Origin of the sequence: Paenibacillus sp. GM2 (genome assembly GCF_900069005.2) — a bacterium.
Classification (GTDB): Bacteria; Bacillota; Bacilli; order Paenibacillales; family Paenibacillaceae; genus Fontibacillus.
Genome location: NZ_LN831278.1, coordinates 532631 through 546528 on the forward strand (window position 1 = coordinate 532631; position 13898 = coordinate 546528).

7 protein-coding genes are annotated in these 13898 nt (G+C 49.2%); all 7 read left to right on the plus strand.

The features are described from left to right. Positions 1-16: 16 nt before the first annotated feature. Positions 17-3406 (plus strand): tubulin-like doman-containing protein, encoded by a 3390-nt coding sequence (locus tag BN1360_RS09005; RefSeq protein ID WP_068779547.1) that lies wholly within the window; start codon positions 17-19, stop codon positions 3404-3406. Further along, positions 3406-5778 (plus strand): transcription initiation factor TFIID, encoded by a 2373-nt coding sequence (locus BN1360_RS09010; RefSeq protein ID WP_068779548.1) that lies wholly within the window; start codon positions 3406-3408, stop codon positions 5776-5778. Before BN1360_RS09005 ends, BN1360_RS09010 begins: the two co-directional genes overlap by 1 nt. A gap of 158 nt (positions 5779-5936) precedes the next feature. Further along, on the plus strand, positions 5937-7229 hold the full coding sequence (locus tag BN1360_RS09015) for a vWA domain-containing protein (RefSeq protein ID WP_068779549.1): 1293 nt from the start codon (positions 5937-5939) through the stop codon (positions 7227-7229). A 20-nt stretch (positions 7230-7249) separates the two neighbouring features. Further along, positions 7250-7903, plus strand: coding sequence for a beta-mannanase (locus tag BN1360_RS09020; protein ID WP_068779550.1), 654 nt, complete (start codon positions 7250-7252; stop codon positions 7901-7903). 29 nt (positions 7904-7932) lie between these two features. Next, positions 7933-9189, plus strand: a complete 1257-nt coding sequence (locus tag BN1360_RS09025; protein WP_068779551.1) for a hypothetical protein — start codon at positions 7933-7935, stop codon at positions 9187-9189. 2 nt (positions 9190-9191) lie between these two features. After that, the gene (locus tag BN1360_RS09030) at positions 9192-12623 is read left to right on the plus strand and encodes a GAP1-N2 domain-containing protein (RefSeq protein ID WP_068779552.1); all 3432 of its coding nucleotides are present in this window, start codon (positions 9192-9194) and stop codon (positions 12621-12623) included. A gap of 680 nt (positions 12624-13303) precedes the next feature. Further along, entirely contained in the window at positions 13304-13897 is a 594-nt protein-coding gene (locus tag BN1360_RS09035) for a P-loop nucleotide/nucleoside kinase family protein (RefSeq protein WP_068779553.1), read from the plus strand. Position 13898 lies beyond the last annotated feature (1 nt).

The window sequence follows — 13898 nt, forward strand, 5'->3', positions numbered from 1 at the left end:
GAATGGAGGAAATTAAATGAAGCCGATCGTTAGAGAACATATTCAGCAATTGGATGTATCGCTTGGCGGAGGTATCGTCAGCGACAAAATTCGGGTGGATACGATTGATAATCCCATCCTTATTATTGGTCTAGGCGGGACGGGAATCGACGCCTTGCTTCGTCTCAAATATCAAATTAACCGCAGGTTCAAGCTGCCTGAGGATCCATTGTCCAAGAAGAAACGCGATAAGCCGGACAATGTGGAATTCCTTGCTTTTGAGACCAATGAGCAGGATCGCAGCAAAAGATACAAAGGGATCGGGCTCGATCCGATTAATGAATTCGTGCTGCTGTCCAACCCGGAGATTGGCGGTCTGCTGCAAAACCGCAGTATTCTGGAGCCGTACATTACGGACTGGTTATCGCCCGAACTGAGCATTACCGACGGGATGAACGGTGCAGCAGGTGTCCGGCAGGCAGGACGGCTGCTTCTATTCACAAAGATCAATCAAGTGGTGCAGGCCATCGATAAGAAAATCAAAACCTTGTCAGTAGGCACGAACAAAAAGCTGATGGTGTTCCTGCTTACCGGCTTGTCCGGGGGCACAGGCAGCGGCTGCTTCCTGGACATCGCCTACATCGTGCGCGGAATTATCGAACGTGATCACGGTTCAGCAGGCATTGATCGCGTGAATACGCTTGGCTATTTGTTCACCCCGGATATTAACCTGGCCAACAAAAGCTTAAGCGAGCATACGCGTGAGTACATTAAGAAAAATGGTTATGCCGCGCTGAAAGAGCTTGATTACTGGATGAATGTAGACAATCGCGGCGAGAGATTTAATCAGCAATACGGCAACATTTTGACAGTGAACTCTCCATTGCCTCCATTTAATCTATGCCATTTGATATCGGCAACGAATACGGAGGGCAAGCTGCTGGAGAACGCTTATGATTATTGCATGAACGTTACTGCGGAGAACATTACAAACTTCATGGCGAATGAAGAGAAGCAATCCGGCGAGGAATTTGCTATCCACGATTATATAAGCAACATCCGTACGAATATTGCTCAGATGAACAAGGCCTACCCGGCTAACTATGAATACAACATTATCGGGGCGTCATCCGCTGTGCTGCCGATCGAGGAAATGACAACCTACCTGGCTTATCGCCTGTTCGATAAAATGGAGAAAATGTTCCAGCAATCTCCGACTCAGGAGGAAGTGGAGAAGTTTGCCCGCAAGATGGGTGTCGATCTCGATAGCATTGTTAAGACGTTTGAAGCCCGTGTGCCTGACCCGCTTCCGGGCTACGAGAATAGCGAGCGGTTGAGCTACGCCAATGTAGTGAAGTCTCAGGTAGTGAATATGGATACCGAGCTGGAGCAAACCTTCCTCGCCCGGGCCAGAGAGGAATACATCAAAGCGAAGAAACAGCTCCCAGGCGAATTTCTGGAGAAGTTCAGCGACCAGATTCGCCGTCTGTTTTTGCATCCGGAGCAGGGGCCGTTTTATGTATCCCGACTGCTCTTTACAGAAAAGGGCTTCTGCTTGCTGAAGATGCTGCTCTCCTATATCGAGGCGCTGCGTGAGAACCTGCTGCGCATCCCGCGCGACATTGAGGCTGCTCAGGATCAGGCTGAGGAGAAGCTGGGCGACGCCAAGAGTGCATTTGTGTCCAAGGAGAAGAAGAAGAACGCCTATATCGAAGCGAAAATTAATGAATACTGGCTCCATGCAGATGTGGAGCGGACTGAGCAAATGATCGAATTTTATGAGGACTTATATGATTTGCTTAATCGGGAAAACAACCGCATTTATAGCGTGTTTACCGAAATCTTGAATGCACTTAGCTCGATCTTCTCCAAGAACGGCGACATTCTGACAAGCGGGGAAGAGCAGGTCGATCATAAGGGCAACAAAACTTACTACTGGAACATTGTTAGCGTGCCTGATATTTCCAAGGTCGTCAGCGGCATTATGGATCAGAAGGATGTCGATGACCTTATCCGCGATTTCGCTACGGAATTGCTGGATCACTCCGACCAATGGGTGAAAGAGCAGGAGATTGATATTGTGAGCTCCATTTCCAACTTCCTCTCGGATAAGTTTGGTGATCTCATTACGAAATCGATGGAAGATTTCTTAATTATTAAATATGGCCAAGATGAACCGATTGAGAAATTTGTTGAGCGTCATATCGCCAGCAAGCTGGATGAAGAGGCTGTTCCGGTATTCCATTTGTCGAACAGCACCGGCAATCTGCATTTCCCTTCCTGGGGCTTTGTATCTGTTCCGTTGCAGGCGCCAAGCATCCTGAAGGGGATTCGCAATTATCAGAACAATGCGGTTGGGAAGTCTCATTTTACGGTCAAAGAGAGCGAAGTCAGAAACCGTATTTTCTGGCTGAATACGCGCAATGGGGTGCCGTTGTTTGTATACACGCCGCTGAAGGTTTATGAGGAGAGCTACGAACGGACGATTCTGGATAAGGAAGGGATCGGTCGCCACCTCGTACAGACAGAGAAGAATAACTGGACCTATCTGCCTTCACCAATCCCAGAGAAATCCTGGGGGGAAACTTACGTCAACCCGCGGGTGCAAAGCTATAATGCTCGCGTGCGCGAGGAGTTTGCCAAAGCGCTTCTATTAAAGGTGATCGTGGAGAAGGATGCGGATCAGAATACGAGCAGCCGCTATTCCGTAAGGTTGACGAAGCCGTTCTCCTTGCAGGATAAGCTGGCCACGTACGATATGCGTCTACAGGCTCCTAAGCCGAATTTGGGCGAGGTAAAACGCTGTGTAGTCGAACTGAAGCAGCTGCTTAACGAGGGACTTGCGCAGGAAGGCGTTAAAGATATTTTCGGAAGCATTCATGAAGATCTGGCTAAAGAGAATTTGATTCGCTCGCCAAAACTGATTGCCCGTGTGCGGCAGGAGATTGCGAAGTATGAGGAAATCGCGGCGATGGCAGCGAAGCTGGATGCAGTGCTGGCGCAGCATCAGGATGAGGAGAAATGGCTTGATCAGTTCATCGAGGCGATGTATACGATGACGATTACGAAGAAGGGCGCGCTGTATGTTTACGATCGCGATCCGGAAGAAGAAGCCTGGGAGCCATTTGCCAACCTGATGAAGAGCCAAAATTATGTGGAGTACGAAGTATTTACCCATTTCAGAGGTCTGGATGAAAAGAGCCACAGCGTATTGATGCGCAAAGCATCACGAAGGGCCTCGGAGCTAACGGCCTCGGAGGATATCGAGCCGTTGCTGCAGACGATGGCTGAGCTGGCAGAACGATTCCGTGAGGGGCGGGACTCGCTGGAATACGAGAAGGTTGAATTGGCAAACGGTGAGGATATGTATCAGTTCTACAAGCAGATAGCAACTAAGCTGAACGATATCCGCAGAAGGTTGAAATAATGGTCAGACAGAAGCTGGAGCAATTCGCTGCAGAATACGACCGGTCGGAAGAACGCCTTACCGGCAGAGGCGATGACCAGAGCAGCATTCATTACCCCGCTGTGTTTCTGTTTATCGGTGACAAGAGCCGAGAGGCGATTGAACCGATCAGGCAAATGAATGAGAAGAGATGGGAGAATAGCGAAGGATTGATTTATCTCCACGCAGGCTCGAGGGAGGAGTCTGCTGCTGCTCGGGTGCTGGAGTACCGCATTCCGGTTACGGTGCAAGAGGGCTCGAGTTCGCCTACCTCCCGCCGTGATATGTATCGGCAGTTCTATGAAGAAGAGCATGGATTGCCGGAGCTTAACCGAATTCTGAGAAAGGCTAGCGGAGCTCTGGCGGAGTACGGGAGATTGTATCCGTCCTTTGACCGGGTGCGCCTCTCTATCATTACGCGGGTCGATGACCCGCTTAATGTGTTTGTTCCGGAGATATCGCTTCTGGCGGAAGCGATATTCCGTCAGTCATTCAAGGCAGTGCAGATGGATTTGTATGCATTGATTAGCGAACGGGAGGGGGCGGAGGCTTTCGGTTACAATAGCTCGCTTGGCGTTGCGTTTTTGCGTGAGTTGAGCCTGATGCAGCAATCGGACTTTGCCTTCGGCGCCCCCCTTCATGTTACCGAGGATGGGCTTGCGATCCCGGTTACACATCCGCCTTCCCCGTTATTTGATCTTGTCTACATTATGTCCGATCGGGATGAGCGGGGATTCGCTTCACTGGGCGGCTTGCAAACCTGCTACGAGGCGATTTCTCATATTAGTTTGCTCAAGAACAGACAGCAGAAGGAACCGTTGTTCCATGCGAACAATGCGGCTTATAACAATACATCATTCAAAAATAATATTATGACGGAATCCGGACGACAAGGCTTTGTATCTGCCGGATTGTCCAAAGTTAAGCGTCCGAATCAGTCGATTGCGCTTGCTGTACTGTATCACTTCTACAGAGGCTTATTGACACGGATGAAACGGGAGCCTGATTTATCGGCTACAGAGAAGCTGGCCTTTTTTGGAGTGGATGGAACGGCTCTGGATCGGGCTGCAGGAGAGATCATTCCCAACGAGGAGCGTCTGGGTGAAATGCACGGCTTGATGACGAATGACATTAGCTATGCTGCCGTTCGCAAGCTGTCCTTAAAAGAAGCTGAGGAAGCTTTATTTGGCGGTGGGGGAGAGGCCTTTTTCCGCGGTAATTTCCAGGATGAGACGGCGCGTCTCCTTAAGGAGTTCAGGGCTGGCGAGTGGATCGATAGGGCGATCCAGCGCTCGCTAACCGATTATCCTGATGTTGAAATATATTGTCTGGCCAGCTGGACAGCGGATGAGGGGCTGAATGGCTCCGTGGGCGTTATGGCTCAGCTTCGCAACGCTCGCAGGGAAGCGGAAATGCGGCTGGCCTCGGCGAAGGCCGAGCTGGATCAATTTCGTCAGGGGCGAGTGGAAGAGCAGTCGTTCCCACGTATGCCGCTCTTGGATCGGCATAATTTACGAAGCTTGATCCGCTACCTGTTCGACGAGGTTTATTCGCGAAGAAGACAGATATTGCAGCTGGAGACGAGACTGAAGCTGGTTATGAAGTTTGAAGAAGCCATCCAGCAATTGAATGGCCGGTATCTCGCGGTGATCGATCAGCTTGGGACGATGGAGCGATTGCTGCATGATACGGCGCTGAGCAGTATCGAGACAGCAGATGATTATATCGGACAGAACATTATGGAGTATTATGAGCGCATTACCGCTGACATTATGGAGCAGTGGGAGAGTAAACGGGGACATCATGCGTTTTTTGCAGAGAGTACAATGGGGGATTCGAGATCTCTGCTGGAGAAAGGTGTAGAGGGGTTGACGGAGAAGCTCATCGAGGTTTGCCGCAAGACCATTTTAACGTCGCCGATGTTCTCCCGTACGTTCGAGGAAGAATTGCTGCAGCGGGCCAATGTAGCCGTCGAATACGGCAATAAAACCGTACTTACCAAGGAGGAGCTGTTTAAGAAGCTCTATCGTATTCTTGAGGATAATGCCGCGATCCAGCTTCGGCTGTACGATTACACCCAGGAGCATCGCTATGAGGAAAAGTATGTGTTTGGCGATTACACGAGCGAGTTCGTACAGCATATTTTCCGGGCGGACGAAACCTCAAGAATATATAAGCTGGGTTGTGTCCATGAGAAACGCAGCAGCGGTGTGGAAAAGCTGAATCTTATGGGCGGCTTCCATCCGGAAGACCTGATGTATTACGTAAACGGGAAAGTTTATTACGAAGCTTATCTACAGAACGGGTATGAATTCCATGGGATCGAGAAGTCAAGGCTGCCTGAGCTTAGTTGACGTTTAGAGACAGCTGGCTCAAAAAAGTTCGCTGTTAATAAGAAAACTGATCGAGTCCTGGCTTCATCCAGCCTTTCGGTGCTGAGAACTGAACTTTTTGAGCACGCAATTTTATGACCTGTAATGTACAAAAAAAGATGTAGGGAGGAAGTGCACGAATGCAGCGTAAAATAAACTGGCTTCTGGTGCTGTTCAGTCTTATTGGCGGAGCGGTTGGGGCTGTAATCGGAGAACTGCTGCTTAACCAGCTGGAAGGCAGGCTGCCCTGGATCGTTATCATTGGACTTTACTTCGGCATACTTGCCCTATCCGTAGGTTTATTCTGCTTAATCGCGGAAATGGTCTCCCCTAGGCTTAACGGGACGTCGTGGAGACAACGTTATGTCGGTACTTCATGGAAGCTGCTCGTACCGGCGACGCTAGTCATGCTTCTGCTTGCAGGTACCGCTTTGGAGTTTTTGTATGAGTTGAATGTAGGCCGGGCGAAATCGGTAGATGATATCGTCTTGATGATTGATAATTCAGGAAGCATGCTGGAGACCGATCCCGATGATCGTCGTTATGAAGCGGCCAAAGCGTTGATCGGGCAAATGGATAGCAATAAACAGGTTGCCGTCATTGTATTCAATAACGAATCTGAGCTTATTCAGCCTTTTGTCCAGGTCCGTGATCAGGATGTGAAGAATCAAGTATATGCCGCAATTGATGCGCTTGAGCCGACCAATGCAGGCACAGATATCGGCGATGCGCTGTCCTCATCAATGAAGCAGATTCAAGGGCAACCGAGTTCCAGAGGGGCTATGGCGATCCTATTATCGGATGGGGTAAGCGAAGTCGATACGGCAAGAGTACTGGCTGACTACCGGGATCGAGGCGTATCCGTTAATACCATCGGCCTTGGCCTTAGCTCAGCTAACGGCAATATTGAGGGTGTGGAACTGCTTAAGGAAATCGCCGCAAAGACAGGCGGAAAGTATTATGATGTGGCGGATGCGTCCAATCTTTCTTTTGTTTTCCAGACCATATATGACAATAACCTGAATGAACGTACGCTGGTTACGGAACGTACCGGACCGATGAAAGACAGCGCTTATTATATGATTCTAAGAATCCTATTTGTACTTGGGCTAGGCGCGCTGCTTGGTTTGTCGCTCGGAATGATGTTTGATAATCGCCATTTGGCTAAAAGCTTTACGATCGGCGGTTCTGTATCCGGGCTGCTTGCTGGGTTGCTGTTGGAATTCGGCTTAAATGGAGGTGCATTCGCTGATGCGATGATCCGTCTGTTGGCTTGCCTTGTTCTGGCTTCGGTCATGACGATATTTACGCTTGCCGTTCCCATGCCGGCGAATGGTGCCAGAACGGTCATGCGTCGCAGAGGGGCAACGCTTCAGGACGGAAAGACAGGATTCCAAGAGCCCGTCAGAGATCGGCGCAATAGAGGATTTTAGAGGTGTAAGGGGGCATCGCAATGCGGTTTATTGAGGCAGAGGAAGGCTTGCCGCTCATCACACAGCTTAGTTACAAGATCGATGAGGATCGCTGCAAGCTATTGTGGCAATGGCCTGATGGAATACAAGCGGTGTACATCTATAAAGGGGCATCAGATAAGGAGCAGCAGGGGGAAAGTGGCTATGGCTCTCCTCCCTCTGTTGCAGGGCTAAAGCTTTATACTCGTGAAGAGTATAAAGCGGCCGGCGGTTATATCGACCGGATAGATACGATTGGTTTGGCAGCTTACACGGTTTATGCCTGCCTGATGGATGACGGGGACAAACGCTTGGTCTACCAGCCTGACGGGCAGAATACCGTCCAATTTAGTACGGGCCGGGCCAAAATCCGCTATTCTATCACTCATAAGAGCAATTTGCTCCGCAAATACAAGACAGTGCAGATCTCGGTGCTAGCCGAGGTAGAGATTCCGAAAGAAGCGCTATGTTATGTGAAGAAGCAAGGTAATTATCCGCTAAGTATAGATGACGGAACCGTATATCCTTTTCTGAGAGATTTCCCTTCAGGCCGGAGTACGCTGCCCGCGATTGAGGTTGGAAAGAACGATTATGTCAGGCTGTTTTTTACGGATGGCCCTAAGTATGGCAGGTTGTACGAGCTGATTCCAGAGTAAACATACTGTGAAAAGAGGAGGAATGGGAGATGGGACTGTTCGATTTATTTAAAAGGAAACCCCAGGCCGAAGAGCGGCCTTTATTTTATGATATTGTATGCCCCTACTGCTTCAGTAAATTTGAACCGGACGAAGTGGTGTTCAGGGCGACGCACTATCGTGAGGATGATGAGGATTATGCCCTTGGCGAGGACGAGGTTCTGAACAAATACAGGGAGAGGTTTGGCCTCGATACGGTCTATGATATGGAAGCTATTTTGCGTCCCCTGGACGTTCCGGAAGAGCATCTGATTTATTCGGATCATGTTCTGATCGGATTGAATGACCGTTATGGGGAAGTGACAAGGCACAGATTGTGTCCATATTGTCATAATGAGCTGCCGGTAACGGCGGGGAAAGTGCCCAGCAATATCATTTCGATTATCGGGGCTTCCCAGGTGGGGAAATCCGTCTATATGACGTCCTTGATTCACACCTTGCAGAATACGACGGCGGATCATTTCGATGCGGCTTGCATGCCGCTTAACGCTGAAATCAGCCGTAAATTCCGGACTTTATACGAAGAACCGCTGTTTGAGCGTGGCGATTTGCTAGCTTCGACCCAGAAGGAAAAAATGCAGGAGCCGTTTATTTTCCAATTTGTATTTAAGGATGAATCGAAGCCGCCGCTAACACTTGTTTTCTTTGATGTTGCAGGCGAGGGCATGGTTGATCAGGACTATCTTGGATTACAGGGTCAGCATATTAAGAATTCCTCTGGACTGCTGTTCATGGTGGACCCCCTGCAAATTCGCTCGATCCGCGAGAAAATACGCATTAATGTTGGAGATACTCCAGGTGAATGGGTATCGCAATATGACGAGCCACGCGATGTGGTGCTGACGATGTTTGGCGACTTTATCGCATATGAGGATAAAGGGAAGACGGATATACCCACTGCGGTAGTGCTAACGAAAAGCGATATGCTTCATTCCTTGAAGGATGAAGAGGGCGAGTATATCAAGTCCAATAGCAATATTTTTAATAATGCAGTGCATCGCAAACATTTTAATCTTACTGAATTCGAGAATATCGATGGTGAAATACGCCGTTTTATCGAAAAGGTGGATCGGCCGTTTAAAGGTACGATGGACGTCTATTTCAAGGATACAGGGTATTTTGCGGTTTCTGCGCTCGGCAGCAATCCTATTGATCAGAAGCTGCAAAATGTCGTGCAGCCCATTCGTGTGGATGAACCATTTATTTGGCTGCTCTATAAATTGAATTATATTGAGGGGAGAGAGTGACCGTGAGGCAAGCTTCCCCCAAAATGATTCAGCAGCAATTGTATACCAGAGAGCGGAGCGGTATATTTCGCGGAACGGAAGGTTTCGATACGGTGGCGGTATCGGATGGATTGGATGCCGTTTTCATTAAGAAGCAGCTCCATCCGTTTTGTGGCTATGATGCTCCAGCAGAGCTGGCCTCCCGAGGAGAGAAGGAGGTAAGCAGTTATCCGCCGGCGATTCATCTGTTTCACACCGAGGGTGGAGAGACGGTGCTGGGGCGGAGTATCTATCAACCCGTAGATTTTACCGGTCTGCGCAGTGCGTTCCTGACGCATAACTACGTAATTCCATCAGCACGGCTGGATGAGGTCGTGACCCGTTACGGCCATTATCTTAATGCCGACTATGCAGAGAAATATTACACGGAAATCGGTCGTGAGCTCCCGGAACTGGATAATATACCGCAGAAATCGCAGAACCAGCAACATGGGCAGAACAGCCCGATCGGTCTGACAGCTGCGAAGCTTCTCCAGGAGATCAAGCTGGACGAGAGAAGCTTTAAACAGCTGTTATTCGCGGTCATGACCGCAGTTGGAGAAGGCAGAAAAAAGGTATATGTCGCGCTTGATGTTCCCGCAGAGCAGATTTCGCAATATTCTATAGCCTTGCTTCACGTGTTGTTCGCCTGTCTGCCGTTCGAACTGCGTCGCCGCTTCGGATTCATCACTTATGCCAAGGAGCCGCAAAGCCGAAAGTTTATTCATCTGCAATTTGTGGAACGCGGCAGTCTACGTTCCAATGACCGGGAAATTGAGAAGGAGTATGTATTCGATCTCGCTTCAGGCCGATTACCGCAAGATGAGGTAGATGAAGGCAAACAGCCTTATCTTGATTTTGTCTGGCATGCGCTCGGTGAGCTTGAGACTTTGGAGGATTTTCATCGCTTTGCGGATGAGATGCTGTCGGGGATGGAACCTCAGCGCCAGGCCTTATTATCCAGCTATCATGAGCTGTGTGTGTTCTATCAGATTGAATCGGAACGTTGGGATTTGTATGAAAAACATAAGATAACCGTGCTGCGGGGGTTGCTAGGTTATTTGGAACCCCACGGTGCCCTGGATTCCAAAATTCGGCTGAATGATATATTTCTAGCTGCGTTCGACCGGGAATTTGATAGCATCAAGCAAGGAAGTATTGTAGAACTGGCGATCGTGGAGTGCTTCAGGGATTATTATCGACTGGAAAGCCGAAGTTATGGCCCTAAGCTCGTTAATTATTTGATTCATGCAATTAATAATTCATTAGCTGAAGGCAGGACCGAGCTTGCCTACTCGTTGTATGCGGTGGTAGAGAGTCAGTCGGAGCTGAGCAAAGCCTTTTTTGGTACGGTCTTGAAGCTTGGCGAGCTGTCTAACCGGCTGTTCGATCCCTACATTCAGATCAAGCTTGCGGAGACGCAGGGTTCAAAGGAAGTCCTGAACGTGGTGCATAGCTGGGCGATCGCTCATCCGAGCTTGCTGCAGAGCGCTTTCTTCAGGGAAATAGCTGTTGCAGGTCTGACGGACAAGCTAAGCAGGGAACAGCGCTTGCTGTCTTCTGTTCATATGACGGTGGATAGCATTCGCAAATGGGCAAGAACGCCGCTTCCTGATAACGGAATGACTGTGGCGGATTCGGAACTGGCCGAGCTTCTTACACTTTCCGCCAAGCGTCTGCTGCTTGATGAACTGGAACTGGACAAGCTGACCCAGGATCAGGTAATTACCGCAGCGTTTTTGGGTGAAGCGGATGCCTTTGCTGGCTTGCAGCTTGATCGCAAGCAGCGCAGTCATGCTGAGATGCTGCGAACGTTATACGAATGGTTTGTGCAGCGTGAGCCAACAGAGGATATCTTCCGCCTGTTGTCTTCGGAGGAACGGGATCAGATCCAGAAGCTGGGGCGTAAATGGCTGCAATCCGGCATTGAAATAGACCAGTTTGGAAAGATCGTACTGGCCTTCTGCCAAGATGCGGCGGTTGGGGTTATTGATTACAGTCAGGTGATGGATTATTTACAGCGGTATGCCAAGGACAAGGAGAAAATTTATGAATTTATGCTCTGGTCGCAGGGCAGTTCTTACTTTGTTCATGCACGGGGGCTTGCTCCCGGGTATTCCGCAGCAATCCTGGCATACTTTAATAAGCATGATAAGGATGCGTTTAAGAGCAGGGACTATCGGACCCGTTACTTCGATAAGGCGGGAGCACCGCTTGCGAAGGTATTCGCCGATGCACGTCTCACGCTGTCTTCACCGCTCAAGCGATTTCTTGTTCAGAAAGGGAAGAAGGTAAGAATGACCACCCTTATTGTGGCTTTGGGTCTTGTTGTAGCGGTTGGCGTACTCTTCATCCTGCAGCAGCAGGGCGTGCTCGGCAGTAAGGCATCCGTTGAAGCCACTCCGCCACCGGCGCAGGGAGAGGATTCCGGGTTACTTGTATATGCCGAGAATGTGAAAGGCAGCGACGGAACCGAGACAACTTCGCTTGTTTTTCTGTTCAAGGATGAGGAGCAATGCAAGGTGTTTGACCCCTCCAACCTGATGATAGAGACGCAGGGACAGGCTGCTCAGCAGTTCAAAAATTTGAAATATGACTCTAATTGTCTGGCAGCGAACGCTGGAACGGAAGATTCGGAGACGGCAGATCCAAGCGGCGAAGCGGGTGGAACAAAGGATACAGAAGGTATTGATGGGGTAAAGGGGAGTAATACGGGCGCTGGTATAGGCGAAAATGGAGCGGCAAGTGGGACGGAAACAGGGACAGAAACAGGAAAAAAAGACAATCCGCAATCCGGTTCCCCAAATACGAAAACGAGTGGAGCCGATGGGACTGATGCTGCCAACTCGACAAATGGAACTGGCGGAAACAGCGCGACTAAGGGAAACAATAGGACCGATGGAACCGGCGGAACCGGCGGAGATAGCGGGACGAGTGGCACCAATGGAACCAAGGGAACTGGCGGAGATATTGGAACTAATGAGGCCAGTGGAACCAAAGGAACTAACGGTAACAGTGGCACTGGCAGAAACAGCGGGATTAGCTCGGGTGGCGATCATAACTCGACTAACGGAACCGGTGCGACCAAGGGAACTAATGGAAAGGGGACATCCGGAACTAATGCCACTAACGAAACCATTGGAAGCAACTCGCCGAATGCGGGCAAGTCTAATGTAACTGATCCCACGGATACGTCTAATCCTAACGGACCTGACGATACATCTAAGCCCGGCGAGACTGCCGGTAAGGATGACGGCGGGACGAAGAATTCAGCTGCATATACATTCCGGATTGTAGTTTCATTGGGCATGAAGCTGGATATACCGGCAGGGAGCGTAATTAAGCTGGGGGAACAACAATATATGTTGATAACTCGCGAAGAGGCAGAATTGGGTAACCATTTAGTTACCCCTTAGGGATTATCCGAAACGATGTTGATCTTTGGCGTCGTCCCGCTCTAACGAAACTACAGATCGCTATTTGCCCGAAAATAGCAGTCAAAAAAATCTAACGAAACCCCATATCGTTATTCGGGGTAAATTCCGTCTTAAAACCGCAAAAAGGCACAAATAACGCTACCCAGTTTCGTTATAATTTTAAGCGCCCCTTTTTGAGTCAAATAGCGATACCACGTTTCGTTAGAGTTTCAAAATCGATCTGCCTAGTATCTAGCTCAGTTATTATTGGTTTTGGAGATGCTAACTTAGGATGATGAAGCCATTCGAAGAGTGGTCTTCAAGAGTGCCCAGCGCTCAACCTCAGCTCTAACGAAACTACAGATCGCTATTTGCCCGAAAATAGCAGTCAAAAAAATCTAACGAAACCCCATATCGTTATTCGGGGTAAATTCCGTCTTAAAACCGCAAAAAGGCACAAATAACGCTACCCAGTTTCGTTACAATTTTAAGCGCCCCTTTTTGAGCCGAATAGCGATACCACGTTTCGTTAGAGTTTGCTCTTGGTTTGCTAGGATCGCTTCCGCGCAACAATTAACCCGGAAAATAGGCGTCTGCCGCCCATCTCGCCCAGTATTTGATTGTGTTCCATCCTAGAGCAATGATACACTGATCCTAACTTACAAATAGGGGGATTTAGGGTGAAGCAGAAATTAGTGTTTTTTGTAGGGGTCGCCGGGACCGGCAAGACGACAGTCGCTAGAAAATTGGCGAAGCGTATTCAGGCTGCTTTTCTGGATCGCGATACGGTCGGCGGACGTTTTGTAGAAAAAATGCTAGAGATGAACGGTCTGGACGTGAACGACCGCGACTCTGAATTCTATAAGAAGCATCTTCGCGACTTGGAATATGACACAACGAAGGATATTTGCATTGAGAATCTCGCCGCCGGGCAGAACGTGTTTATGATCTCTCCTTTCACCGCGGAACTGAAAAATAAAGCCTGGATTGAAGAGGTTCTGGCCGCAGCCGGATTAAGCAAGCAAGAGGTAGACGTCAAAGTAATCGCCGTTACCTTGGGCGACATGGAGACGCAGAGAAAACGCATCGAGCAACGGCAAACCGAACGCGACAACTGGAAGCTGGAGCATTGGGACGATTTCAAACAACGTGTGCAATTTGTTCCTGAAGTAGATTGGGACATCCCTGCTTCATCGATCCTCGTCTTTGATAATAGCGGAGACCTAACTAATGAAAAGGTTGAGCGTGTATATCAATTTGTGATGAACGAATAGG

What these genes read in the sequence shown, in the direction of transcription:
- BN1360_RS09005 (WP_068779547.1), top strand. Translation starts at nt 17, where the DNA reads ATGAAGCCGATCGTTAGAGAACATATTCAGCAATTGGATGTATCGCTT.
- BN1360_RS09020 (WP_068779550.1), top strand. Translation starts at nt 7,250, where the DNA reads ATGCGGTTTATTGAGGCAGAGGAAGGCTTGCCGCTCATCACACAGCTT.
- BN1360_RS09015 (WP_068779549.1), top strand. Translation starts at nt 5,937, where the DNA reads ATGCAGCGTAAAATAAACTGGCTTCTGGTGCTGTTCAGTCTTATTGGC.
- BN1360_RS09010 (WP_068779548.1), top strand. Translation starts at nt 3,406, where the DNA reads ATGGTCAGACAGAAGCTGGAGCAATTCGCTGCAGAATACGACCGGTCG.
- BN1360_RS09025 (WP_068779551.1), top strand. Translation starts at nt 7,933, where the DNA reads ATGGGACTGTTCGATTTATTTAAAAGGAAACCCCAGGCCGAAGAGCGG.